Origin of the sequence: Pseudomonas cavernicola (assembly GCF_003596405.1) — a bacterium.
GTDB lineage: Bacteria > Pseudomonadota > Gammaproteobacteria > Pseudomonadales > Pseudomonadaceae > Aquipseudomonas > Aquipseudomonas cavernicola.
Genome location: NZ_QYUR01000008.1, coordinates 612048 through 638805, shown reverse-complemented (window position 1 = coordinate 638805; position 26758 = coordinate 612048). Strand labels below are relative to the sequence as shown.

Below are 26758 nucleotides of genomic sequence, written 5' to 3'. Positions count from 1 at the left end.
AATTCCAGCACAGCGATATCCATGAACGGGACGCGCTTCAGGCGGATAATCAGCAGGCGTGGTTCGGTAGGCGAATGCCCACAGGCTAAGTCGATCGTCTTTGGACTTGGCCGTGCGCAGCGCCGAGCGTGCGCCATGCACCAGTCTCAGTTTTAGTTCGGAAGCGTCAGGAAAGTCCTGCATTTGCTTCGGGCACACCCGGGAAAGCAGTCAATATAGGCCAGATAGTTCCAGCTTTGTTACGCCGCAAGATGGAGGAATGACTTCCGTCGCATCGAGTACAACGTTTACCAGTGAGCCATGGTGGAGCGTCTCCGAAAGCCAATTCGGTTCAGCGAACGGTGATGAAGACAAATTCCAAAACGGTAAAGTCCGCATCATTTTTGACGTTTGCTTCCTGTTTTTTTCGAGTTTTAGTTCGGTGCGCTTTTTTCGAGTTTTAGTTCGGCGCACTATAACCTGTCGTTTAACATAATATACATTATGCGAATCGCGGGCATGTTCAGCGATGTTGCGGTTCCCAACAATTATTCTACGCTCAACCGCAACACCGACCCTGATATGAGGCAGCTTCAGCTGTTGCAGCTATGCCACGTCTGCGTTTGCGTGATCCTATTCTGCCTCCGGCGTTAGTCGGCTGGCTGTTGCTCGACAGTCTGGGTCGGCCTCGGTACTGGTCGACCGTTTGGACCGCCCTTGCCGGTGCTGAATTGGCCGACTCAACGTTGTCGGCGCGACTGGCGACCCTGGAACAGTTCTATCAATCGGTTGCGAGTCAATGTCGTCAGGACTGCTTGGACCGGCTGATCACCCAACTCGATTTCGACTTGCTCGAAACTTGTCTGGAGGGCTACTTCGTCAGCTTGTGCAATCGTGGTGCGCAAGACCGCACGGATCACAGTACCGCGTGGCGTGCAGTGCTTGGCTTTGTCGAGGACTGCCTGCAGCGCCTGGTCAAAAACAATCCCGACAGAAGCAGCATGTGGCTCCTGAATAACCGACTCCAGCGCCTAGAGCAGCTCTATCATTCACTGAACCCCCGCAAAAAACGCCCGGCCGAAATTGCCCGGGCATTACCCAGTGGCGTGATCGAAGACTTATATCAACTGATCGACCCGCTATCAGCACGAAACCCGTTCCGCACCGAAGCACTGCGTTGGCGTAATTTTGTCATCGTGCTTTTGATGCTGCATCAAGGCCTGCGTCGCGGTGAAACTCTGGTGCTGGCCCTCGATGCACTGAAAGATCAAGTCATGCCGAAAAGCCCCCAGAGTGTCAGGTACTGGTTGGATGTCATCGAGAATCCCTATGAGCCATCCGACCCGCGGTCTGAGTCGCCGAACCTAAAGAACGCTTACGCGGTACGGCAGCTTCCCGTAGCACCTGTTATTGCTTCAGCTATCCAAACCTTCGTGAACAACTACCGCATTGGCGCCGCACACAGCTATCTTTTTTCGTCACAAGAAGGCTCGCCACTTTCAAATCGATCAGTCAACGCCATGTTCCAAGTCCTGTCGAGCCACTTGTCCCCTGCAGCTAGACAGGAATTGTTTGATCGCCGAAAAGCTCAGCAGATCAAACCCCATGATATGCGCCATACCTGCGCCACCGTTCGATTGAAACAGTTTGTGGATGCGGGTGAAGAAATGGACATGGCCATTCAAAAGCTGAGGGTTTTCTTTGGTTGGTCACGCACTTCGCAAATGCCCCAACGCTACGCCCGGGCGTACTTTGAGGACCGTCTGGTGACCGTATGGGCCGACTCCTTTGATTTGCACATCGACGCGCTGCGTCAACTCGGTGGAGTAACGAAGAATGCATGAGCCTGCACGCAATTCTTCAGCGATATCTGCGTTGGAGGTAGCGGTATCAACGCTGCCACAGCTTCCCTCGTTACTCCGATATTGGGATGACTTTGCTGAAGTCTGGAGAACAATCCGTGATACCTCTCTGGATGAATGGCGTTTGGAGGCCGATGGAAAAATAGAAATGTTAGCATTTCACAACTTTGAACCGCCAGTATTCAAACTCTTGCTTAAGCATTGGCTGGTCTGGGCACTAGGGAAACATGCATGTGCAACAGTTTCTATACGCTTTAGTGCGATATCCAGGTTGGAAAGTGACAAGATTAAAGCATTCATGGAGATCCTGCTTTTGGATCCATTGGAGATCCGCGAAAGGTGGCATCTGACAGTACGGCCGATATGTAGTAATCTTAAACTCCACGCGATGAAATCGATGCTTTGTTTCTGCTGTGAGTTTTACCTTGGCAAGCTCAATCCCGGCCTCAGAGACTTTATTGGTGCGTTTGGAGCTTATCCGCCTGACAAATATGCGAGCGTGCGTCAGGGTGATGTGTTTCTTTCGCTACCTGAAGAGGTGGCCATTACCGCGTATTTAGACGACCTCAGTGCCAAGGTTCGAAGTCATTCGATCATTTCAACTAACGAACTGCGCAATGCATGTATTCTCAGTATTTCTTACCAGCACGCCATGCGCCCGATTCAAATTGCCAAGCTACGGCTTTCTGACGTCACCGTTCATCAACTGACGGATGGGCCAAGCGTTCAACTGCTGTTTTATCGTGCCAAACAGCGCAATAACGGCAGACGCTATTCAATGTTGAGAACAATAAAGCGGGAATGGTGCTGGCTTTTCGATGAGTATCATAAACGCCGTACAAGCGATTTAAAGGGAAGTGCATTTGTAGTCGGTAAAGGAGCCCTACTCAACTCTTACTTCGGTCTAAATCCCCCTTCAGTTCGAAATGTAATCAAGACCATTACAAAATCACTTTCAGGGATCGCTCGACCGGCCACAGACCTCAGGCACAGCGCTGCCCAACGTTTGGTGGATGCGGGCGCATCACACACGGAATTAGCCGAGTTCATGGGCCACGCTTGGTCAGAAACCGGATTGGCGTATTTTGATGCTTCTCCCGTGCAGGCCGAGCGCGTTAACCGGGCCTTGGCGCTGTCCCCCATTTACAGCAAGGTAGCCGAGGTCGCGCGGACCCGTAAAATTGATATGCCTGCCCTTCTTGCCCTGCCACCTGAACATCAGATTGGCGCGGTGCCTCATGGTATCCCAATAGCCGGAATTGGAGCCTGTGACCTAGGACAGTCCCTCTGTGCCAAGAATCCTGTTCTATCTTGTTACACCTGCAGTAAATTTTTAGCTGTCCGCGACTCTCAGATTCATCAAGAGGTGCTGGAGAGTTTGCGACCAGTAGTTCTGCAGTTTTATGATGCTTCCCGTGGTGAAAACTTCACCCCAGCCTATATGCAGTTGCGAACAACCTTGGAGTCAGTTCAACGCGTAATTTCGGAAGTGGAAGACGAGGAGTAATTATGAATCACCACTTCAAAAATTATGTGGAATTCAATAAAAAATGCGCCAGTGAGCAAGGGATCTCTTGGCCAGTTAAAACCAACTATAACGGCTGCATTGATCGTGATAAAGCGTGGGCATTAGATGAGTTGTGCGGCAGCAATGGTCGTCCGACGTATTGGTTGTCCGATTTGGGAATGGACGAGAAATGTCTTGCGCTAGTCAATGAAAGACGACGCGTGACTGGTCAATCCGTACTGATAAAAAAAGCGCTGTCTCCGGCCTGGCAAGATTTTATCAAGGCCGCCATCATTGATCAGATCTTTATCCGAAAAAACAAAGCTGGCCATGTGGCTATGAGCATAATCCGGCCGATACGGGTGATCGCAACCTGTGCGCTCGAGGTGGAACCATGGGATTTGACCCAGGAGCATATTGCCTTAGCCCAAGCGGTGGCGTTAGAAAGTCAAAGCTCCGGACAGTTGGCTCGCCTAGTGACCGCAGTCGTTCGTAATATAATCGACCTCAACTTTCTCACCGACCGCGCGCCGTTACTATCGAAACTGCTTAACTCACCGTTGAGTAGATCAGCACGAAAGCCACTTCCCGGAGATATGCGTCAGAAATTGGCTCAGCGCAAAGCAGCGGAGAAATTACCGGAACGCCGAGCGTTCTGGGAATTGGTGCGGATTGTGTTCACTGAAAAACCACTGACGTTTTATGATGAACTTCGCTTTGCACAGCTTAAGATTTTGGTGTTGTGTGGACTGCGTATTGGAGAAGTACCCTATATCCCCGTCGACTGGATGCGCACCTACCATTATTTGGATAAAAAAGGCCGGCCGGCCGGCGAAGCGGGTGGATTTTCAGATTCCATTGCTCTTCGATATTTCGTCGAAAAGCGAGAACTAAGTGATGAGGAAGGTTCCCTACTCTATCCGGACATCCAACATATTCCCCGCATGTTCGAAGAGTCCGTGCGAGAAATATTAGGGCACATAAGCACATTGACTGCGCCTTTGCGGGCTCGCCTGAAACAACAAATGGAGCAAGGGCGGTTACTGACGGACTATAGATTAGATAAACTTGTGCCAGTGTATGAGCTCTTTCCATATTTGACTGGCAATCCATTTATTTACGTCGACTCCGAGCAATCAGTTTTAACTGAGCGCTATCGACGCACTTATGATATCGAGGTCCTCGAGGAAATTAAACGGCGCCAATCAGCACGGGCGCAGCATAACGGCAAGATACGACCCCAGGTACATCGGTATTTCTATAATCTGAATCTAGGCAACAACTCGATACTTAAATTTCGCGACGCAACTGGACAGCCGTGCAAACCTGATTATTCAAACGGCTACTTCCTTGTAAGCGAGGTTGAGTCCTATATCAGACAACATCTTCCTGCAAAACTATCCGACCTAACAATGCTTCGCACTACCACAGGCAAGATAGCCACTCACGAAATGTTGTTCCTCGCGCCCAAGCGTTCGCTACTTGAGGGGCGCAATGGCGGTATCTGTGATTTAACCCGATACATTGGCATCGGTACCGTGACCGCGGGCGACCTTCAAATGAACTTGTACGATCGACATATCGATGGGGCCACAATCTTCCAGCGTTATGGTCAAACGGACGAAGACCGAAAACTGACGATTAACTCACATACTTTTCGCCACCTGCAAAATAGCGAACTTTTTAGGCTAGGGGTAGCTGACACTATAATCACCAAGCGCTTTGGACGCCGGAGCGTTACTCAAAGCTACGTCTATGACCATCGAAGCCTGGCTGAGGAACTACAAGCCATCGAACTTCCGGAAGCAGCACAAGCAGTGCTGGGAGAAAACTCGTCGATGGTATTGGCGATGATTAATAGTGGAAAAATTTCAGGTTCATTAGTGGACGAATTCAAAAAAATTCAACGAAAACTTGGCGATCAAGCTGCTTTTGAGTTTCTCGCTGCGGAAGCAGATGGTTTCCACACAACACCTTATGGATTTTGCATGAACAGCTTTATGGTCAACCCGTGCCCAAAACATTTGGAATGTTACAGCGGTTGTCGACACCTCTCTAGTTCTACACTGCCTAACCATCGAGACAACCTTGCTCGATTACAAGATCAATTTATGATTGCGGTCCGCCAGATTGAAAGTCGCCCTAGCAACAGCATTGGTCGAGATAATCAGCTTCAGCATGCCAAGAGCAGGCTGACAAACATACAACAAATTCTTTCCTCCGAACCAGGCTCTAAACCATTTGCTGATGGTGAAGACTTATCTACACCACTCGAAGAACCACCGGACATTTTCTATGAGTGAACCAGAAAGACCGACGCGTCGTAGCCGCCAGGCAGCAGCGCTTGATGCTAAAATTTCAAACCGCCTCAAAGTGATGCTGGAAGAGAATGAATATATTACTCACCGGGCAGTTGTCCGCGCAGTTGAGGGACTCGGTGCCGCCTCTACGCTGACACGTGATACCTACCGGCGAGAATTAGTTGCGTATTATCAAGAGCTCCAGCGACAGCGGACCCAGTGGATTCAACGCGCCAGAAAAAACTCTCAGAGTCGCTTGCTGAATGAACTCGCACTGAAGGACCAACAAATCCGCGAACTTGAACAACAGGTCGCTCTATTGTCAGCCTCCCATAAAGCACTGATACTCGCTGTCGGTGAAATGGGCGGAATTGAGGCGTGGCGTCGCTTTTTTGCGTCTTACGATCAGGCAAAAGATGGAGTCTCAAAGCTCTCCTGATAGCAGCCAGTTTTGTCAGTGTCCGCTGGTTGATAATCTGATTCTGTTGGTTTATGCATTCGCGCGCGCTGTCTGGCCTAAGCGCCCCTGCATGAGCGAGATGAGCTTTTTCGATTTCGAACACGTAGGCAAACGTAAGCAAACCCGCCCGAACGGTTCCTGGCCGAGATGGATCAGGTGGTACCCTAGTCCGGGAAACTAAATCTCCAAAAAAAAAACGAAAGTAATTCTTTGAAGTCCCCTACGGTTCGGGACTTTTAATATTTACTGTAAGTGTCCAGCCATTCCTGAATGTTCTTGCAACGTAAGAAAAGTGGGACTATCTGGCCAGCTTTGACTGCTAACGTGGGTTTCTCGGAGCCTAATGTGAGTCTTCGTGGAGGGCTTGCGACGAATCCTTACCCTGAGGAACGCTTCGCGTCACGTACCTGAGGCAGGAGCCGTATGCGGTAGTTCCGCACGTACGGATCTGTGCGGGGGGTGGCAGGTAACTGCCATCCCTACCGCGACCGAACAAGACAAAGGAGCCGCGACCTCGCGCGCTGGTGCAGCCAACGTGCCAGGCGAACCTGTCCCTTACTGGTATACACCGTACTCGAGCCGCGTCAGAAAGGCGGCCAGCTGCTCGTAGTCGGCGGGCTCTTTGATTAGGTCCAAAGGGATCCGCCGGTCTAGCCCTATTGCCGGGGCGGTTAGCCAGCGTTCTGCTTCGATGGCCGAACCGAACAGCTCTTCCGCGCGGGCGGAAACGGCGAACAATCTTAGCAACCGCTCCCCTTGGGCGGGATTGAGGCGCGCAGAAGGCTCGTTCAGCCAACGCCGCAATGTTCGATCAGAGACACCAAGCGCAAGGCAAACCACGTGACGCTTCCGAAGAAGTGGCATGCGCTGGGCGGCGTGAAGCAGCTCGTTGAGCGGCATACTGGTGCCGGGCACTGCGAAAGCTTCTGCTGAAAGCCCGGTCCGTGACGCTTGTTCGACCGCTCGCCGCGCCAAGGATTCCACTGCGGCGGCGGATGACTCGCGAGCTACATTCATCTTAATAGTCCTCGGTGCACTGCCGGCCCCCTGCCCTCGCACCATGAGGAGCCGCGTGTCGCTTCTATGGGAGACAGCGGTAAAGCCAGCCTCCCAACGGAAGCTGGCACAGACCGGGCTTCGTTGCCAGTATGGGCGCTGGGAGAGGCATCACTAGGGCGGCTTCGGGATTTTACGCCGGCGGCACTTGTGAGGCACCCTGCAGTGACGAAGGGTGGTCACTGACACAAGTGCCGACACCGTTTACGCTCCGGCTTGGGGCGTGAGTGCAGACAGCCAACCTGCTCGCCCTGGGTAAGCTTAGGCCGGAAGCGAGGATAAGCATGGCTACCCAAATCCCTAGGAGGCTTGGCCAATGAGGTGGAAATTGATTTGCCGCGACGCCGCTGACGGCAGCGGTGACCTGATCCTTGAGCTGCCGGACGACCTACTCCAGGCCGCCGGATGGAAGGTGGGCGACATCCTTGAACTGGAGGGCGTCCAGGCCAATGGCGGCGCTATTCAACTGACGAAGACTGTACTGTGCGACGTGTGTGGCACTAGCACTACCGAAACCGGACATGGTGTGCTTCAGGCGCAGTGGCGAGATGGCGAGTGCGAAGGGCTGCGCCTGTGCAAGGCCTGCTTCAGCTACGCAATGGCCACACTCCGCCGAGAGCATGAGGTACGCCACCTGTTTGACGAGGGGGAGCAGTGATCCAGGACTGCGATTAAAGCCGGCGCCTTAGATCCTAGAACACCCACGTGGCAAGATCGCCCACGTCCCCTTCATTCAAATGGACGGATCTCTGGAAGATTGAGACGCCGGGCAGTTTGTCTGATGCGCCTCACTCTCGAAGTGGTGGGTCATTGCAGCCAACTGTCGACTACTGTAGCACCGAATTCCTGCTTCCAGGCCTTCAATACCTTGTGGTTACCGCCCTTGGTCTTAACCACTTCGTTGGTGTGCGGATTCTTGTAGCGTTTGACCTGGCGCTCACGCCGCTTGGCCTTCGCGGGCGCCCCAGGCTTCGCACGTCCTGCCGGCGGTAAATCATGCTCCACAAGAAGTATGGCTGGCGACAACCGGTCATGCTCGAGGGCATCGTTTGATTGATCGTGGAATACATCTCCAAGAAGACATGACCTCGATGCGTCCTAGTGGTCGTAAATGTGGGCTGCGGAGTACCGGCCCGCGGACAAGGCCCGCAACACTGGTCCAATCTCGGTAGGACTGCGCTGGGCAGAGCTGGGCCAGCGCTCTGAAGCTTTGTCCCTGATAGCCGCGATCCATCTTGCTACCGGGCAGAAAGGCTTACGTACCCTCCTCCGCGCCTAGATGTGTTCGCCCAGCAGGCCGGCACGGTTCATAACTGCAGTCGGCCCTCATCAGCACTCCAGCAAAGCACAACAGCCGAACGCTCTGGTCGGGATTAAGGAAACCATCTGAAGTAGACTTCCCGCTTCTGGTGAAATACGCGGCCCCCGTTGCACAAGTTTCCGTCCTGATGAAGCAGATGACCTTCGCTGACGCCGAGTACGCCGGCAAGCGCAAGCAGACGCGCAAGGAGTTGTTCCTAATCGAGATGGATCAGGTGGTGCCCTGGAAGGATTACCGGTGAACCGGCGTGTCCGCGGCACGTTCTTATGTGGGGATGTCGGAGCGCTCACCTGGATTTCACCTGCTCAGCTATGAGGTCAAGGTCGAGATCGAGGGTTGCGACTACCCTGCTCTCGCGGCCGATTGCCAATACCGGCTTCGTATTACCTAACCTGGAACCGTAACAACTTCCACAAGGCGCAGGGCCGGATCTTCCAGCGCTGGCTGCTTGCGCGCAGGCGGGATCGGCAGAACGTGACGGATCGGCTGCTGGAGCAATAGGAAGCGGTCGGTGGCCTCCCCTCATTCCTCAGGATGTCGCACTGCCTCCTTGCGCAGCGCCGCCGGCGTCACCCCAAAGCGCTTGCGCACGATCTTGGCCAGGTAGCTGGTGTCGGTGACGCCGATCTCGTCGGCGATCAGCGCGAGGCTGTGGCTGGAGTTGAGCAGGCGCCACTGCACATGGCGCAGGCGCATCTCGGCCCAATACGCGCTGGCCGTCACGCCATGACTGGCACGGAACCGGCGGTCGAGCTGGCGGCGGGAGATGTCGACGCCCGCGGCCAGTTGCTCGATGGAACGGTCGGATGCCATCCAGAGCCGCATCAGGGCGATGGCGCGATCGACAGGGCCCATTCCGGAGCCAGTCGCTTCCCGGGATTTCAACTGGTGCTGGCTGCTGCGGGTCTCGTCCACCAGCATGTCGGCCAGCCCCTTCAGCGCGCGCGTCCGCCCGCAGCCCCGCGCCAGCAGTTCCACCACCAGGTCGATGGCGGCCAGGCCCCCGGCGCAGGAGATGCGATTGCCATCGATGCAGTAGAGTTGCTCGCTCACCACCGGAATCCGTGGATACGACGCGCGAAATTCCTGCTCGTGCCGCCAGTGCACCGCCACCTTATGGCCGGCCAGCAGCCCGCAGGCGGCGAGCAGGAAGCAGGCATTGTCGATGGTCACCAGCTTCACACCCTGGGCAGCCGCATCGCGCAACAGCCTGCGATAGGTCGGCGCCAGGGCCTCGGTAGCGCTGGCACTGCGTCCGCCGAACAGCACCAGGTAGTCGTAGTCGCGGAAGCGGATGTTCGCTGGAGTGACCTCGACGCGCACCGCAGCCCCACTACTGGACTCCACCTGCCCCGCCTCCTGCCCGAGGATGGTCCAGGTGCAGTAGCGCTGACGGCTGTAGTCCTCCTCGTCGCCGGTGAAGCGCAGCTTGTCGAGGAAGCCGCCGAAGGGAAGCATGGCGAAGCCCGGCAAGGGCAGGAGCAGGAAACGGAGGTCGGGAGTTATGGCGTCGGCACGCATAGCGAGAGCGTCCAGCTGTTACCGAATAAGGTCCAGATTCTACCTCAGGCAATTCTCACCGGACTCTAGACTTGCGCCCATGCTCCACGAGGAACGACGCATGGCTCTGCAAACCTGGTTCATCTACGCCCTCGCCATCCTTGGCCTGTCACTGACACCCGGGCCAAACGGCTTGCTGGCGCTCACCCATGGTGCCATGTATGGATCGCGCCGGGCGCTTTACACCATCACTGGCGGCGTCAGCGGGTTCAGCGCGCTGATCGCGCTGGCCATGTTCGGCCTGGGCGCCCTGCTTCAGACCTCGTCGGAGGTCCTGGTGGTGCTCAAATGGGGCGGCGGCGCCTACCTGCTGTGGCTCGGTATCCAGCTCTGGCGTGCACCCGCGCTGCAGCTCAGCCCCATCACCGGCGCCGGCGCACCGGGCGCGGCAACCCTGTTCCGCCAGGGCTTCCTGTCGGCGGTGTCGAACCCGAAGGTACTGCTGTTCTACGGCGCCTTCCTGCCGCAATTCATCGATCCGCAGCGCTCGCTGGTGTCGCAGTTCATCGTGATGGCGGCTACCTTCGCGGTAACCGAGTTCCTGGTGGAATACCTCCTGGCGCGGCTCGCCTTCAAGGTCCGTCCGTGGATGGAGCGCGGCGGCAAGAGCTTCAACCGCGGCTGCGGCACGCTCTTCGCCCTGATCGGCGCGGCGTTGCCGCTGACGCGCTAGCGGACGATCGGGAGGTGAGGCACGCGACCTCCCAACTCCCCTCTCGCGATCAGTGACTGGCGAGTGAGGATCCGTCACTTTTGCCGCTTTGGATACGCCGTTGAAGACTATGATGGGAACATCGTTCGGCACGTCGAGTCCGAGTACGACTCAAGACGCTGTCGTTGCGGCGGCTCCTCCAGTCTGATGACTCGCCTGGCAAGGGAAATGGCCTCGATAAAATGAACTCGATTCGGAAGGTCCTATTTCGGCCAGTAGCAGGCATTCCGCAAACCATATTCTCTTCTCGATGGTCTGCACCTATACAACGCTTTTCGTTACCGTCCTGGAGTCATCGCACAAGGCTGGACGATGGCATACAAGAATGCGAATAATCGCCGCCTCCATGCCGACCAAAAAGTCAGCTTTTGATTATGCATACGGAGCCCTGAATGTGAGCACCCACGAAGCGAGTTGAAGCGGGCGGAAAGCCCTCCGTTGGTGTCTGGCGCGGGAGCGGCTATCGGGACCTTGGGCGGGTTAATAGGACTGGGTGGTGCGGAGTTCCGGCTACCTTTGCTGATCAGTCTGTTCGGTTTCGGCGCGCTTGAGGCGGTGATCCTGAACAAAGCTATGAGCCTGATCGTCGTGGCTTCGGCGCTGCCGTTCCGAGCGGCGAGCGTGCCTTTCGCGAGCGTTTTCGGCCATTGGGACATCATTCTGACCCTGCTAGGCGGAAGCCTGGCGGGAGCCTGGTTCGGTGCAGGCGGGGCGACCCGCCTGAAAAGCAGGACGTTGTATCGCATCCTGGCGGTACTGCTGGTGCTCATCGCCGGAGCGCTGCTGTTTGGTCACGACGTTGCCTCATCGGGGCGGCCGTTGTTCGATGGAGCGCTGCTGGTCGTAGCCGGGGTAGTGGCTGGGTTCGGGATTGGCGTTGTCGCTTCGCTGATGGGGGTGGCAGGCGGAGAGCTGCTGATTCCAACCATCGCGCTGCTCTTCGGGGCCGATCTGAAACTGGTGGGGAGCCTGTCTCTCGCGGTCAGCCTGCCGACCATGATTGTCGGCTTCACTCGCTACAGTCGTGACCAGAGCTTCAAGGTGATTCGCGAGCAACGTCGCTTCATTTTGCTGATGGCGCTGGGGTCGATATGCGGCACGTTCATTGGTGGACAGTTGCTTGGCCTGATCCCGACGGCTGTGCTGCTACCGCTCCTGGCCATGATCCTGCTGATCTCCTCGGTAAAGGTCTGGCGGCATAGCTGACCTCCACGCTAGGCGAGGCTCTGAATGAGCTTCGCCCATGCCCTATCCACCACCGCTTCGCCGTTGGTTAGTCCTGGTGTAGAAGAGCTCCAGGGACAGCAGTGCAATGCTGTTCGGGTTGAGGATCGACGTTGTGGCAGCTTTGCGTCGGATAGCGCCCGTTCACCGAGACAGTCCCATCCTTGTCCTCCCTCAACATGGAGGACAAGCCATGCACACCATAGCCACCAGTAGCCATCAGCCTTGGAACAAGGGAAAGCTTGTCGGGCAGAAAGCCCGTAACCGTCCGGGCATCCCGTCTGGATTAACCCCGCCACGCTAAGAGATGGTGTCCGCCTATTTAAGTGGACACCATCCTAGTCGCTCCGCGAAGCGCTGCACATTAGCGCTTGGTCGACCGGTAGGCGAGTTTTCCTTCAACTACCGCATCGTCTTGCCCTGCCCGGGAAACAGCGACTCGAATCGCGGCGTCGCCCGGGCAACGAAATCCGACCCCTGGCGCATGATGAAATAGGCGGCGAGGTCATGCCGCTCGGCGAAGGCATAACCCTCCTCCGGGCCGAGTACCATCAACAGCGTAGACAAGCCATCGGCATGCAGCGCCGAAGGGTCGACCACCGTCACTGCCGCCAGCGCGTGCTTCACCGGCCTGCCGACACGTGGATCGAAGGTGTGCGAATAGCGCTGGCCACCTTCCTCGAAATAGTTGCGGTAATCGCCGGAGGTGGAAACGCCGTAGCCATCCAGTGCAATGGCGCGCTCCACGTGCTGCTCGCGCCCGCCGCTCGGCACCTCGAGGGCGATGCGCCAGGGCGAGCCATCCGGCTTGCGGCCGACCCCCTTGAGTTCGCCGGTGATCTCGACCAGATAGGCCTGGATACCCAGAGCCGAAAGCCTATCGCCGACCCGATCCACCGCATAGCCGGCGACCATGCTGTCGAAATCCAGTTGCGCCGCCACATCCTTGCACAGCTTTTCGCCATCCAGGCGCAAGTGCTGCTGCCCTACCCGTGCCCGCTCCCGTGCCAGCGCGCTCGCATCCGGCACCTGCTCCCCCCGTGACTGCGGACCGAAGCCCCAGAGGTTCATCAATGGCTGCACCGTCAGGTCGAAAGCCCCGCCACTCTCGCGGAACAGGAACTCCCCGTACGCCAGCAAGCGGCGCATATCTTCCGGCAACGCCTGGCAGGCGCCGGCCGGCAGATCGTTGAAGCGGGAAACCACGGAGTCGCCGCGCCAGGTAGAGAACTGCTGGTCGAGCGCCCCGAGTATCGCCTCGACTTCGGCCTTTACTCGTTGCGAGTCAGGCGTCTGCGTGGTGGGTACGTACTGGATCGAGTAAGTGCTCCCCATGGTCGACCCGGAAAAGCGCTCAATCCGTTCGCCGCAGCCATACAGCAACGTCAACAGCATCACCAGTAGGCTTGCGCGCATCAATCGACACCTCGCTGATCCCGGCCGCCCCTTCGCGGCGCGCGGTATTTTACCCGAACTGCAGGCACCAACTGTTTACCGGAGGGTAAAGCTGCATTGCCGGAAATGGCACCCAGCACGCCCCACAAGTTGGCGCAACCCGCCCCAATCACGGCCTAACATCGTTCCCACGCTCCCGCGTGGGATGGCCTACCGTTCATCAGCAAACCCGATCAAAAACTGAACAAATCACCCATTCGGCGCTCTGAGTCCCGGGAGTGATCGAGTGTCCCCCCTCCCTTTTCGCTCAACGTCCCGGAAGCAAAAAACCATTATGTGCATTAGCGCATAGGGGTGTTTTATACCCAAAAATTGGAGGACAGAACATGTCTAGCCATTCGTTGCAGAGCGTCGAGCGCATGCAGAACCACGTCCGCGCCCAGCGTCAGCCGCAACAGAAACCCTTCTGGCGCCGCCTGCTGGCCATCGCCTCACCCTCACAGCGCAGCTGGCACGGAGGGCTCAAGCTCAAAGGCTACAAGCAATTATCCAACGCCAAGCCGATTGCCCCGGTCGCAGTCGGAAACATACAGCTGGCGATCCCGCTTGAGCGGGGTCGCCGATGTGTCGAGCCTTGCGTGCAGCCGGGACAGCATGTGCGCAAGGGCGAGGTGATCGGTATCGGCGATGACAACACCCCTTGGGTGCATGCCAGCACCTCCGGCATCGTGGAACAGATTGGTCTCGCCTTCGCGGCCGACTCGGCCGAGCCGGTCATGGCCGTCATTCTGAACGCAGATGGTTTGGATGAGTGGATCGAACGCCCGGTGCTGGGGCTACCGCAAACGCCCGAGGCGCTGGTCGAACGGGCATTGCAGATGGGTATAGTTGGCCTGGGTGGGGCGGGTTTCCCGACGGCCCTCAAGCTGGCCGGCGCCCAGCACCCCGACCTGCTGCTGATCAACGGTGCCGAATGCGAACCCTTCCTGACCTGCGATGACCGTCTCATGCGCGAACGCGCCGAGGCGCTGATCGAGGCCGCCGACTATCTCGCCGATCTGCTGGGAATAACGCTGACCCGCTTCGGTATCGAAACCAACAAACCCGAGGCGATGGCCTCGTTACGTGCCGCCTCTCGCCAGGCGCGCACCCGGGTCGAGATATGTCCGCTACCGGAGCGTTATCCGGCAGGGGGACAGCCGTTGATGATCAAGAGCCTTAGTGGCCGCAACCTGGCGCCAGGGGCCCGGCCCGCCGATATCGGCGTACTGGCGCTGAATGTCGCGACGCTCTACGCACTGGGACAGGCCATCTTCCACGCCGAACCACTGATATCACGCGTGCTGACGCTGACCGGGGCCTGCGAGCGCCCCGGGAATGTCGAGGTGCCGGTGGGCTACCCGGTCAGCGCACTGCGCGCGATTGCTGGCGCGGCCCCCGAAGGCCAGTTGACCCAGGTCGGCGGCCCGATGATGGGACAGCCGCTACCGGACCCCACTGCCGTCATCAGCAAGACCAGTAGTTGCCTGATATTCGGCGCCGAGCGCTACCTGCCGGCAACCCAACCCGCAGGCAGTTGCATTCGCTGTACGCGCTGCGTGGATGTCTGCCCGATGGCGCTCAGACCGCTGGATCTCTACGCTGCCGCCGAACGCTATGACAAGGCCAGCCTCCAGGAGCTGCGATTGGATGCCTGTATCGAATGCGGCAGCTGCAGCAGCACCTGTCCGAGCAATCTGCCGCTGCGCGAACGCTTCCGCCAGAGCAAGACGGAGCTACGTCCATGAGCCTGATACGCCGTCCTACCCCGCACCGACTCCGCACGGTGATGCTGCTGGTCAGCTTGTGTCTCCTGCCGGGCACCGCCCTGTACGCCTGGCAGTTTGGCAGCGTGGTCTGGTTGCAGACCTTCTGGTGTGTGCTGCTCGCCTTGGGCTTCGAAGCCGGCCTGCTGCGCCTGCGCGGACGTAATGTACGCGAGGGTTTGAGCGACCTGAGCTGGCTGGTGCTAGGCCTGATACTGGCTCGGGCATTGCCGCTGCTGGTGCCGCTGTGGATGATCGCCCTGGCCAGTTTTGCCGCTCTCGCACTGTGTAAACACGGCAGTGGAGGCCTTGGTCGCAACCGTCTCAACCCCGCCATGGTTGGCCTGGGGATCATCGCCATCTGCTTCTACCAGCAGTTGTACCCCGCGCCATCGAACTATGCCCCCTGGACCCTCACCCTGGACGCTAAGGCGGTTCTTTTACAACAGCTACAGCTGGCGCCACGCCTTAACCTCGATGCGTTCGCCGGCGCCACTCAGTTGGCTCAGAACCAGTTCACACTGATCACCCCCAATCTGTCGGGGTACGGCTATATTGCCGGCGGTTTAATACTGGCTGTCCTACGGGTGATCCGAATCGAGATTCCGCTGGCGATGCTCGCTAGCACGGTATTGCTGTGCCTGGCAGCCGGCCATAGCCCACTGGAAAGCCTGTACAGCCTCAGTCTCGGCGGCTTTCTCTTTACCGCCTTTTTCATTGCCACCGATCCGGTCACCAGTCCCGATACACGCGCCGGTCGCATCCTCTTCGGCGTGGCCATTGGCGCGCTGACTGAATTGATTCGCGAATTCGGGCTTTATGCCGATGGTCTCTGCTTCGCCGTGCTAGCCGCCAACCTGCTGGTGCCGCAGATCGACCGGTTGGTGCTGCGCATACAGCGCCCCTGGTACACAGCGAACACCTGGCACTGAGAGCGTGCGCAGCACCGTAGGCGGGCGCGAAGGGTGAGCGCAGCGAGTAGCCCGCGTCCCGGCGATGTACGGCACTCATACGCTACGCCGCACCAAGGCCTCGTTGATCTATCGCCGGACGAAGAACCTAAGAGCGGTGCAGCTCCTGCTCGGTCATACGAAGCTTGAAAGCACCGTCAGATACCTGGGGATCGAGGTCGATGATGCCCTGGAACTGGCAGAGCAGACAGAGGTGTAACTAACTATAGCGACGGTCGCATCTAGACCGTCGCTATCCGGCCAGAAGCAGCCACTCACCGCCATCGAAACCTGACCGACCACTTTGGGGAAGCACTCGCATGCTAGTACCCCGACCTCGCTGCTTGTGGCCTAAGTCGCAGTTCTGTCGAGGATCCAGTTCTGCAAGAGAACCGCGCTGTATTCAAGTCCTCGCTGCGCGGAATGGGGCTAGGGCTCGTTGCTGCTCTTGAAGCTCAGTCGCGTGCTCAGCTAGATCAAAAGCGTGGCCGTTTGCATTATTGTCTACTTGACCCACACTCCGATTGCTCGCGGGCAAGGTGACGTGTGTGTGAGATCAAGGTGCTATCATCGAACACACACAAACTCATGGCTCTCTCACCCCGGCATTTCCGGTGGGTTTCACGGATGGATTTGGCATGGATGATCTGAACAAAAACGTAGCTGGTGCTGAAGCGGCCAGTGAAGAAGTAGAGAAAAAATCACTCGTGGTGGTGAGTGCCTGCGCTGCGAGGTTTTTCAAAACCTCCCTCGGAGGGCTCACTTTCTATGACAGTAAGAAAGGCAAGGATTGGAATCTGAAATCCAGCGTTTGCGTGGATTTCGTCAATTTGATCGGTAAGAAATTTTCACGCAGCGGTCGAATTTACGGTTATGTCGATCCAGGCATCGTTTCGGCGGCTGAAAACTTCTCTAATTACTGCACCAACGCCGATTTTAATGCTTTCGTCACCGGAGTAATGGATAGGCTTTGCCATGAAGCGAACGATCCTGCGCGCCGTTCCCTCAGTGAGGGCTATGTCGTGTTTGCCCACTATCAGGACTTCCAAGAGCGTGATCATGTCCTGGTTGTAATGTTGGGTAAGAAGGGTGGCTATGATTTTGACGACAACGACAATCTCACCCCTAAAGGCACGGAAAGCTTAAACCTCCAGGACTTCAGGCAGGCTGCATGCATGGATCTGACCGCCTTTGCGTCTAGCTTTCCCGAAAATAAAGGGGAGGCATATCTCTACTTCATCAAGGGAAATTCCAAGAGCGAGTTTTTCAACGCTGCCCTAGGCTGCTCCGACTCCATCCCAGGCAAGGTATGCGTCGACAACCTAAAGAGCGCGCTGGCAGCATATTTTGTTGAGGAGGCGAAAGACCTATCGGCAGCCGATAGGCGAAAAATCCACACCCGCGTGGTCAATTACATTGAAAACAGAGCGGGGGAAAGGGTGCACCTTTCGGAAATTCAGCGTGAAATCGATAAGTGCTTGCCATCGAAATCCCCACACCATGGCGGGCTCACCAAGTTTATTTCTGAAAACTCAGAGCGTTTCAAGGTCAGTGAAGAATTCCAGCCCTCCAGTGTGACCGCGAAAAATATGGGCTTCGTCGACGTCAAACTGCCGTCTGGAGATTTTGACGGGCGCATCAAGCTTGATGCTGTGGCCATTGGTGACAAGGGCGCTGACTTGAGCGTTGATAAGGATTTCGTTTATCTGACGATAAAGCTGCCAAGCGATGTCTCGGAAAAGCTAAAAGGCATAGGTGCAGAGAACATTTGAGGGTGCACGGATGCTAGACCGGATCTCACTGGATGACGATCAACTGGTGCTCAATGCTGAGTCGCTGGACGACGCAGAAATCAATGATTTTCTGACTCGACACGGTTGCGAAAGCCCTCAAAGTCTGGAGCGCATTGGCAATCATATTTACCTTTTGACGAGCGCTGCGTGGACTGACCGCTATATCCCTTTCTTCGCTGATGCCGAGGCTCTATGGCATGCGGTACGGACTAAGGCGACAAAGCCCGAGCACCACTATGTGATCGGGATGGATGCACAAGGGATGGCGTCATTCAACCTCCGGCTGGGTGTGTATTTCTCATTGCGTTCAATGCTCAAGTCCCTTTGTCATCACGAAGGTGATGAGGCCCAGCCGATGAAATACGTGTTTTTCAGCTCTAAGGAATCGTTCCTCACGAAGCTGGAAGTCCGGTACGCAATGAGCTACAGCGAACTGATGTCGATTGATGTCGACGAGGCTTGGGCTAAGCGCGCCAAGACGTTAGAGTCGGCTGTCGGCGAGGAAGATGATGTCCACTGCGATGAGCGGCGGCACGTCATGCGAGAAGCTTTGATCGACTTCTTCAAGGAAGAAGACAGCCGAAACATCAAATTCTTGATGTCCTCGCTGGGCAAGTTTTATCAAGGCTACACCGAGCGCTACAAGGTTTATGTAAGCAAGTTTTCGGTGAACAAAATCTTGGCCGGGATTGAGAGTGAACGCGTTGGATTTTTATGCAAGGTCCAAGACGCGATCATGGCTCAGCAGACCAAGGCATTTGCGATACCAGGAGGAGTGGTTGCCGTAGGCGCGATACTGAAGTCTACGACTACCGGCTGGGATTTTTTTGTGGTCTTTGTTGGCCTGTTGATTTCGACATGGATGATCGCGTCCCTCAACAGCAACGTTATTGGTCATATCGATTTGCTGGGCGAAGAGTTTGAGCAGTCAGTATCCAAATACGATGACGTGGTCGTGGGCATTGACGAGATCAAGGAAGAGATAAATCGCTCCAGATCCAAGCTTTCAGGTTCATCATCTGCGGCGAAATCCAGGTTGCGCACATTGACCCGAATATCTTGGCTGATTCTAGTGTTGGTGAGCCTCGTGCTATTTGAACGCGCCAATCTGGTTTGATGTCGGAATCGAAGCTCAGGTTTGTAACGTACCGCGTTGTTACTAGGCTTAGAAAATATTCAGTGGATCCATCCTTGGCATTGATGAGAGCGAGATCACGACGCTCATGTTCACTGAGTCGCTACCTGGTTTCGTAGGAGTCACGACCGACTGCTGTGGGTCGATCCGTGCCGGTCGTGACCGGCGCAGCCCGGCCAGAAGCGGACAGTTACCAAGGTTAAGATGGTGACGGTTGATAGCAGGTATCTTGGCACTACTCTCCGCCAAGCCAAAACACTACGCAGCAGGGGACCTGCAGAAGAGGCAACCCTGCGCTTAACCGGACCGACGAGAAAATCCGCACCGGCCGATTAGCTCCACGTAAGCAGTCAGAGCATGCTATTCACCAACTATCAGCGCAACGACTCAAGTGCGAAAACAAATCGAGAGAGTGAATTCGGCTTTTTGGATCGCTCGGCTCGGCCAGAAATTGAACGAGTCCGCCAGTTCTTGGAAACACTCGCGATGGGTTATCCGGAAGAGGAACTTGCGGAGTTAGTCACTCGGGTTCGAAGCGGAAATGACACGCACTTCAAGTCGTCGATATTTGAACTTGTGCTCCACGCATTTCTTGTCCGGCTTGGCTACACCTTGCGTCCGCACCCCGAGCTCCCGAACGGTTCGAAAGCGCGCCCAGACTTTCATGTGATAGCTCCGAGTGGCGAAGAATTCTATCTCGAAGCCGTTCTGGCTTCTGCTGATGACGATACTGATCCAGCAGCAGAGGCAAGGATTGGCTCAACGCTCGATGCCTTGGCTAAGGCAAGTCACGCCAATTTCATGGTTGCTGTTGAGCACGAAGGCGTGCCCGACACTCAGCCAAGTGGTAAGCGACTGCTCACTGCCGCGCTAAGGTGGCTAGATTCGCTCGACCCTGATGAAGTTCAAGCCGAAATCGATCGTGATGGATTGTATTCCGCCCCCACATTCAGCTGGGGGCATGAAGAGTGGCAAGTCCTCCTCCGTGCCATTCCGCTGAAGCCCGAGAGACGCGGCAACGCGCGTACATTGATTGGACTACTTGATGGCGGTGCAGGACTCATCGACGAGTGGACCCCGATTCGGGACGCCATCAAGTTCAAAGGCTCAAAGTACGGCCATCTAGACAAGCCACTCTTGGTGGCTGTGAACTTCGGCTCGTTTCATCTCGACAGAATTGACGAGCTTCAAGCACTTTTCGGGCAGGAACAGTACGTGTTGGCCGTTGGAAAACCGGAGAAGGAGCCTAGGCTTAAACGTGCACCAAATGGAGCTTGGTTTGGTAAGTCGGGCCCCCAAGCGAGGTGTGTTAGTGGTGCATGGCTATTTAACGATCTCACGGCATACTCGCTCGCTTCGCGCCGTCACACGATTTACTTCAATCCGTGGGCTACAAACCCGCTCCCTGAAGCACTGAAAACGATGCCACACGCGGTCGCTAACGAACGAGAGATGCAATGGCATCCAGGCTCGACACTAAGCGACGTGCTGGGGCTACCTGGGGACTGGCCCGAGGACGGCTAACACCTCCATCGAGTGGGAGTCTCAAAGGCTGAGCCTTGGGGCGCCGCTCATATCGAACGTTAGTGTCCATTTTGACTCGCCAGCCGCCGGCCACGGATGGCTGCAACTGAAGAGCAATGGTTAGTCGACCCTAAGCTGCCAGTCAGGAGCAACTGATTAGAGTAGGAAAAGTAAATCCGTCCCCTTTTACTCGGGGGCTGAAGTCGACCAGAAATACATGACTTCTTCAGACTATCCTTAGAAATAACTGCCCACGGCTCTTCCCTCGCGCTCTTGAGCCCTCCCTGATCGCACAAAAGGATTTGAAATGTCTAGTTGGACTGATATTCGATTGGGCGGCATGAGCCTCATCGAGACGCAGAACCACTTCAACATCTGGTACTTCCGAAAATCGGAACGGGTCCTTGAGAAGGAACCGGTCACGGGTGATCTCATCTACAAATATGTGATGTCGGGTGCAACTCTACGGCGCCGCTTGGAGCTGGATGGCCACAACATGGCGAGTCTTCAGAAAGAGTTTGACAGACAGCTTGCTCAGATGAAGAGGGATTGCCTGGACATGATTGCCATTGAGCCGAATGGCAAGCGCATCGGCCTTACGGTGGGCAAGGCATTGGGGACGACGCCGCACGGCCATCGCCACATCAAGGCCAAGAGCGAGGTGCAACTGGCCGGCTATTCCGAGCCAATGACCGGCCTTGCCGGTTCAAGTCAACCACTTCTTGCTAGCGGGTAGGGGTGCCCATTTTCCCTGCAGATTGGTCACTGCACCGCCGCCAGAATCTGTACCATGCTAGCGCCGCAACATAGGCTGGCCAACGCATGCGCGGGTAGTGCCTTGCTAAGATAATGTGCTTAATTTTCTAAAAACTGATGAGTATGCCCAAGGACCAGCCCCCAAAAATTAAAGGCCAGCGAGGCGCGAAGGATAACCAGGCGAAGCAGCTGGCCGAGAAGAAGCGCGGGCTCCAGAAGAAAGTCTCCAGCCCCAAAGCCACTGGTGCCCGCGGCGTCTCTTTTGAGCATCGAGTACAAGCCGTCAGGCTCCTGGCCATGTGTGCGGAGATGCCCTGCGTGGGCGTTCCGGACAACTTCACCATCGTCAAGCTCACCTTCCAGGGCCGAGTTCATGAGCACAATACGGACGACCTAGTCCTGACCATCGCGGCTCCCAACGGGGATACCGGGACGCTGCGGATGCAAATGAAGCGGGCCCTGACGCCTACCACCAAGAACGGCACCTTCGAAGAAGCCATCGGGTTGGCGTGGCTCGACTTCAAGCAACCGACGTTCCGTAGGGGCCTGGACACTAACCTCATCGTGTACCAGAGTGCCAGCGCCAAGTCGATGGACCCGGCGGTAGAGGTCTCCAGTATGGCCAGCTCGTCCAGTGATGCCGCATCTTGGGAGAAAAAGGTTCACGCCGAAGGCTTTAGCAACGAACGCAACCGGGAAGCGTACGCTGCCATCAAGGCAGCCGCCGAGCTGTTCAATAAAGCACCAGTAACGCTCGAGGAGCTGCACCAGTTCGTCGTGCACCTAAAGTTCGTCCATCACGACCTGGACTCAGACTCGACTAACGAAGTCGCCCTCCAGAAGCAAATCCTGGCGCTGGCCAACGTGCCAAACTCGGACACCGGCCACGTATGGGCTCACCTGGTACAGGCCTGCGCCGAGCTCAATGGCCTCGGCGGCGACGTGGACCTGGCCACCGTTGGCCGCCATATCGGAGTTCAACTGAGCACGCAGTTCCACACTTTCCGGGTGATGCGTAAGCATCAACAGTCGGTGCAGCTCGGTCTTGCGGTGCACAGTACCGAAGGTCAGGGATTGGCCACGCCTGCGGTTGGCCCCTTCCTGGTGCCCGGTGCTGCCGCACGTCATCAGGAGCCGAGCTATCCGGATGCAGTGCCAGCGGCTCGCCCCAGCTCACTCAACAAGCTCGTCTCGCGCCATCTGGACAGCATCAACGACCTGCTGAAGGTATACCGCTACAGTGATGCAATGGCCCAACTGAAGATGCTGGGTCAGGACATGAAGGACTTCGACGACTACCAGCGGGCGCTGTGGTACTTGCTGCGCGGCATGTGCCGGTGGCATATGGATGACGACGCAACGGGCGCCGCAGATGACTTCATCAAGTCAGCGACCCTATGTGACGATGAAGATAAGCTTGCGGCTGCACGCATTCGCGGCCACATGCTCAAGAACGAAGTCGCGGAGGCTGTTGCAGCCGGCAAGGAAGCGTTGGACCGCTTCCCTGACTCGCTGGTGGTTTGGGTGTCCGCCACCAACGCACGGATTCTCAACGGCGACAAGCTCACCCAGGCGGACATTCCAAAGGAGCACGCCCATCAAGCCCTCGCCTGGCAGGTGGTGGCAACCTCACAAGAGCGCGCAGGTGACCTCGCCGGCGCCTTCGAAACCGCCAAGGTGGCGCTGACAATGGAAGAAGCCTCGTTCTTCACCAAAGAAGCCTTCCTGCGGTATGCCCTGCAGCTTGCCATGCAGAACAACCTGAACATTGGCTTTCGGATGCTGCCTCCGGAGCAGCGCGCCGTGCTCCACGAAGCGACCGCGGCGTTTGCCGACCGTTCGAAATCCTTGTGGCCCGTTCAGAACCTGCGAGTAGCGGCCGCGGCGCTGACACACCTGGGCTACGCCTACTTGCTAACAGAGCGACCGCAAGAAGCCCTGGCGCTCATTGAGGAAGCCAGAGCACTTGGTGCGGCTTCTGACGAATCACTCTTTCGGGTCGAAATCGAGGCTTTGTGCGACTTGGATCGCCCGCAAGAAGCTCTGATTCGGGTGGAGGCGTCGCTGCCGCAGCTTCCGGATGACGGACTGTTGGCATATGCGCAGGCTGCCGTGTTAGCGAGGAACCTCGAAAAGCTCGATGCAGCCTGGGCAGAGGGGCAGCGGAGGACAGCCTCTCCGGACGCAGAGCGACTGAACCGAACGCTTCGCGTCATGCGCTGGGACCTGCTGTTGAGGGATGGCCGCTCCGAGGAGCTTCGAGTAGAAGTGACAGTGGCCGGAGTCACACCTGCCAGCACGTCCATCACTGACCTTGTTTTCGCGGCGCGTGCCCACCGCGTGCCTGGTGGTGACAAGAAGCTGGCCAAGCAATACATCGACCGAGTGGCCGAGCTGTCCATAGACAGCCCCGAACAGGGTGAAACGTACCTTGGTGCTCAGCTGTTGTTTCACAGTGAGCGCTATGCCGAGGCGGCGGCGCTCTACGCCCGGATTCTTCCGGCGAACTCGTTCTCTGAGCTGCACACTGACCTGCTCTTTTGCTACTTGCGCACAGGGCAACGTGCCAAGGCCCGTGAACTGCTCCGAACGATGGAGCCGGCCTGGAAGCTATCACAGGACGCCCGTCACATGGCGCTCGAGCTCAGCCAGGTCGCCGGGGATTGGTCGATGGTGGCCACCCTCGCCGAGGATGAAATGACGGCGGATCCGAAGCGAGCAACTGCCTGGCTTCTGCGCATCCTGGCTGCGGCGAGCACCGAGCAGTCCAACCTCGACACTGTAATTGGCGAAGCTCCGGAAGAGTTGTTGGGTTCGGTTCGAGAAATGGCTCAGCTAGCCTCTGCCGAAATCCGGCATGGCCATGTCATGAAGGGCTTGAGGCGCCTCTACAAGGCAAAGCGCACTCATATGGGGGACACAGAAGCGGCGGCGCTGCACCTCACATCTGTCCTACTCACGGATCTCCCGCTCAAGGAACTTGAAGATGTGCCAGAGGTGGTTGGACCTGGTACCTCCGTAGTTCTGACCGACGCCCAGGGGGGCCAACGTCGTCTGACCATCGACCCTGACGGCATCGAAGGACTTCCTGCCACCGAAGAATTCGTTTCCCCGGATGCTCCCGAGGCCAAGCGATTGTTTGGGCTACACCTGAACGACTCCATTAAGGTGGAAGACCACTTCGGTGAGACCAAAACGTACAGGGTGGCGCAGCTATACTCCTCGCATCGCCGTCTGATTGAGGCTTCCCACAACAGCATCAACACGGCACTCAGCCCGACCAAGTACATGACGGCTTTGTCCCTGCCCACTGCAGAGGACGGTGCGCCGGACCTGACCCTCATCCGGCGTCAGCTAGAGAAGCGGGTGGAGTTTGCCACCCAGACCCTGGACCTCTACAAACAACATCCGGCGCCTTTGGGCATCATCGCGCAGCGGCTGGGTTGCGACGTCATCGACCTCGTGCGAGGCTGGTCGAGCAACGGGCCCAAACTCGAGGTCGGAACCGGGTGGAGCCAGAATCATGATGCCCTGCAAGAGCTGTTGAAGACGGAGGCCGTATGGGTAGTTGACCTCACGATGCTGACCGAGCTCGCAACCCTGGGTCACCTGGAGGTGCTCAAACACCTTCCGAAGGTACTAGTCAGCTCGGCGACGCGTGATGCAGTTGCGCGCAAGCTCGAGGAATCCTCCATGTTCAGAGAATCTGGAACCATGTTCTCGCATGAGGGGCATCTCGGGTTCCGTGAAAACACTAAGGAAGACTGGCACCGCGAGCGAGAGTTCCTGCAGACGATTAGCAAGGCCACCCAGGACCACTGCATCATCATGCCGGCCTATGGGCCGGAAGTCGTGGAGCCCAATCTGTTTCGGATGAACAAGGTGCTGAGTACGGAGGAGTACTCGACCCTGCTGCTTTGCTTGGAGCAAAAGGCCAGCCTGCTGACGCTAGATGATCGTTTTCAGAAGGTCGCGTTCCTGTTCGGCGTGAGGTCGGTCTGGCCTCAGGAGCTGCTGTTCTACATGGCGGCTAACGAGAAGATTCGTCCTCTCGACTATTCGCTCTCCGTCCTCAAGATGCTCTTCTGGCGGCGAACCTTCGTGTCGCTCAGCGTGCAAGAGCTGACGGCCATGATGGACCAGGGGAACTCCTGGCTTACCATCGGCGTCAACAGCTTGCGTGACTACCTATGTGACCCTACGGTCCAATTCGGCTCGGCGGCCCTTGTTGTCCTGAACTTCATCGGTTGGCTCTACAGACGGGGCAACTGCGAACTGGGGGTGGTTCTTGAGCTTGTCGAGTACCTCGTCGAGCCGTTGCTTCGTCACAATAGTTGCCCGGCCGAATGGATATACTCTTCCACCGTTTACCTCTGTTGGGCTCTCGGGTTCACTCGGGAGGATGCGGCAGAGTGCCGTTATGTGGCGCAATTTGTGCTTCGCGCGGCAGCACGGACCAAGCATCCAATGAAGTCCGTTGCCGTGAAAGCCACCGTACTGTATGGCACGGTGATACCGTGGTTTGTTGCTGGCGTGCTCGAAGATGAGGATCCTGCTCCGAAGGAGGCGGTTCAAGACGACAAGCGTAGGAGCAAGCCCGAGGACACCCCAGCTACTTTCGCGACGGAAGAGCCGATCCCAGGACCGCCCGAACTCTAGAACTTGCGTTAAGTTCGGCGATTACTCAGCTGCCGCCTTATGCTGTCTCACGAACTCTTTCTCGGACGAGCCCAAATAGCACGATCAGCGCGGTGCTCCCAGAGGCGGAGGAGCATCGTCACTACGGCTTGTGCTGCTCAAGCCGCATGCAAGCGGTGGTCAATACGAATGCAATTGCCTGATCAGCCTCGGTCGTCAGCTGTCGCTTGACCTCTATTTATGTCGGCAGAGGGAAGTTCGAAAAAAAGGGCCAATTAAGAATTGGCCCTTTCGAGTTTGTATGTATTTCGATGTATTTATACATACATGTGTCGTTGTCTATCTAAGCCTTTCTTTGGTAACCCATTGGCCGGCTTACATCTTAACTATGGACGATTAGGGTATAAGTCGCGGAGGCGTTTTTTTTGGATGGGCCAGAAAGAGTTATGCACGTGCGCCGGATAAAACATCGACTGGCTCTAGCTCTTTCCCGAGCTCAGCAGCAACCTTAAAAAATCGACGCTGGTTACTCGAAACGGAGCCGCCCCGTCGAATCGCTTCAACACTGAACTTCGCAATCAGAGCGGATTTTGGATTCTGTTGTTTGCTTCTCATAGACACCTCTTGTGCCTTGAAATATAGATGTGCCATCTTAGTCTTGCACAATTGAAATTGCGTAAGGGCATTGCACTAGACCACTCATTTGCATTGCCACTGACCAGTCATTTGCATTCGTGCTGACAACCGTTTGCATTCGACTTGACCAGCACACGCCGTAGGG

The 26758-nt window shown here is 56.7% G+C and carries 18 protein-coding genes and 3 pseudogenes; 16 read left to right on the top strand and 5 right to left on the bottom strand.

Annotated features, from left to right (window positions below; all coding sequences use genetic code 11):
• Positions 1-587: 587 nt before the first annotated feature.
• From D3879_RS24920 to D3879_RS24905, 4 genes are read left to right on the top strand one after another with little or no spacing between them, the layout of a single operon-like run.
• Entirely contained in the window at positions 588-1823 is a 1236-nt protein-coding gene (locus tag D3879_RS24920) for a site-specific integrase (RefSeq protein WP_119956850.1), read from the top strand.
• A complete protein-coding gene (locus D3879_RS24915) occupies positions 1816-3348 on the top strand; it encodes a site-specific integrase (protein WP_119956849.1) in 1533 nt (510 codons plus the stop codon). Before D3879_RS24920 ends, D3879_RS24915 begins: the two co-directional genes overlap by 8 nt.
• A gap of 2 nt (positions 3349-3350) precedes the next feature.
• Positions 3351-5651, top strand: a complete 2301-nt coding sequence (locus D3879_RS24910; protein ID WP_119956848.1) for a hypothetical protein — start codon at positions 3351-3353, stop codon at positions 5649-5651.
• Complete coding sequence (locus D3879_RS24905) at positions 5644-6087, top strand: hypothetical protein (protein ID WP_238474322.1); 444 nt, start codon at positions 5644-5646, stop codon at positions 6085-6087. The genes D3879_RS24910 and D3879_RS24905 overlap by 8 nt, the downstream gene beginning before the upstream one ends.
• A gap of 576 nt (positions 6088-6663) precedes the next feature.
• Here D3879_RS24905 and D3879_RS24895 read toward each other — a convergent pair.
• On the bottom strand, positions 6664-7125 hold the full coding sequence (locus D3879_RS24895; protein ID WP_158592121.1) for an antitoxin Xre/MbcA/ParS toxin-binding domain-containing protein: 462 nt from the start codon (positions 7123-7125) through the stop codon (positions 6664-6666).
• Positions 7126-7480: 355 nt separating this feature from the next.
• Between D3879_RS24895 and D3879_RS27715 the strand changes: the two genes are divergently transcribed.
• Positions 7481-7822: a GATA-type transcription factor gene (locus D3879_RS27715; protein WP_338014911.1), complete on the top strand. Its 342-nt coding sequence runs from the start codon at positions 7481-7483 to the stop codon at positions 7820-7822.
• 149 nt (positions 7823-7971) lie between these two features.
• Here the strand turns inward: D3879_RS27715 and D3879_RS24885 are convergent.
• Positions 7972-8121: pseudogene (locus tag D3879_RS24885) on the bottom strand (histone-like nucleoid-structuring protein, MvaT/MvaU family); the annotation flags it as partial.
• Positions 8122-8612: 491 nt separating this feature from the next.
• On the opposite strand from D3879_RS24885, the pseudogene D3879_RS24880 reads away from it, so the two are divergent.
• Positions 8613-8714, top strand: a pseudogene (locus D3879_RS24880) (IS5/IS1182 family transposase); the annotation flags it as partial.
• A 293-nt stretch (positions 8715-9007) separates the two neighbouring features.
• Here the strand turns inward: D3879_RS24880 and D3879_RS24875 are convergent.
• Complete coding sequence (locus tag D3879_RS24875) at positions 9008-10006, bottom strand: GlxA family transcriptional regulator (protein WP_119956844.1); 999 nt, start codon at positions 10004-10006, stop codon at positions 9008-9010.
• Positions 10007-10106: 100 nt separating this feature from the next.
• Between D3879_RS24875 and D3879_RS24870 the strand changes: the two genes are divergently transcribed.
• The gene (locus D3879_RS24870; protein WP_119956843.1) at positions 10107-10718 is read left to right on the top strand and encodes a LysE family translocator; all 612 of its coding nucleotides are present in this window, start codon (positions 10107-10109) and stop codon (positions 10716-10718) included.
• A 453-nt stretch (positions 10719-11171) separates the two neighbouring features.
• Positions 11172-11963 carry a sulfite exporter TauE/SafE family protein gene (locus D3879_RS24865; RefSeq protein WP_119956842.1) on the top strand — a complete coding sequence of 264 codons (792 nt, stop codon included), beginning with the start codon at positions 11172-11174 and terminating at the stop codon, positions 11961-11963.
• Positions 11964-12383: 420 nt separating this feature from the next.
• Here D3879_RS24865 and D3879_RS24855 read toward each other — a convergent pair whose 3' ends face one another.
• A complete protein-coding gene (locus D3879_RS24855) occupies positions 12384-13397 on the bottom strand; it encodes an FAD:protein FMN transferase (RefSeq protein WP_119956840.1) in 1014 nt (337 codons plus the stop codon).
• A 365-nt stretch (positions 13398-13762) separates the two neighbouring features.
• Between D3879_RS24855 and rsxC the strand changes: the two genes are divergently transcribed.
• From rsxC to D3879_RS24815, 8 genes and pseudogenes are all read left to right on the top strand, one after another.
• Positions 13763-15163, top strand: coding sequence for an electron transport complex subunit RsxC (rsxC, locus tag D3879_RS24850; protein WP_119956839.1), 1401 nt, complete (start codon positions 13763-13765; stop codon positions 15161-15163).
• Positions 15160-16113 carry an RnfABCDGE type electron transport complex subunit D gene (locus D3879_RS24845; protein WP_119956838.1) on the top strand — a complete coding sequence of 318 codons (954 nt, stop codon included), beginning with the start codon at positions 15160-15162 and terminating at the stop codon, positions 16111-16113. The genes rsxC and D3879_RS24845 overlap by 4 nt, the downstream gene beginning before the upstream one ends.
• A gap of 58 nt (positions 16114-16171) precedes the next feature.
• Positions 16172-16351, top strand: a pseudogene (locus tag D3879_RS24840) (tyrosine-type recombinase/integrase); the annotation flags it as partial.
• 418 nt (positions 16352-16769) lie between these two features.
• Positions 16770-17903 carry a nucleoid-associated protein gene (locus D3879_RS24835; protein WP_119956837.1) on the top strand — a complete coding sequence of 378 codons (1134 nt, stop codon included), beginning with the start codon at positions 16770-16772 and terminating at the stop codon, positions 17901-17903.
• Positions 17904-17913: 10 nt separating this feature from the next.
• On the top strand, positions 17914-19041 hold the full coding sequence (locus D3879_RS24830; protein ID WP_119956836.1) for a hypothetical protein: 1128 nt from the start codon (positions 17914-17916) through the stop codon (positions 19039-19041).
• 375 nt (positions 19042-19416) lie between these two features.
• Entirely contained in the window at positions 19417-20583 is a 1167-nt protein-coding gene (locus D3879_RS24825) for a hypothetical protein (protein ID WP_119956835.1), read from the top strand.
• A gap of 307 nt (positions 20584-20890) precedes the next feature.
• Positions 20891-21319: a HEPN/Toprim-associated domain-containing protein gene (locus D3879_RS24820; RefSeq protein WP_119956834.1), complete on the top strand. Its 429-nt coding sequence runs from the start codon at positions 20891-20893 to the stop codon at positions 21317-21319.
• Positions 21320-21462: 143 nt separating this feature from the next.
• The gene (locus tag D3879_RS24815) at positions 21463-25998 is read left to right on the top strand and encodes a tetratricopeptide repeat protein (RefSeq protein WP_119956833.1); all 4536 of its coding nucleotides are present in this window, start codon (positions 21463-21465) and stop codon (positions 25996-25998) included.
• 423 nt (positions 25999-26421) lie between these two features.
• Here D3879_RS24815 and D3879_RS26750 read toward each other — a convergent pair whose 3' ends face one another.
• A complete protein-coding gene (locus D3879_RS26750) occupies positions 26422-26592 on the bottom strand; it encodes a hypothetical protein (protein WP_177412488.1) in 171 nt (56 codons plus the stop codon).
• Between the last annotated feature and the right edge of the window lie 166 nt (positions 26593-26758).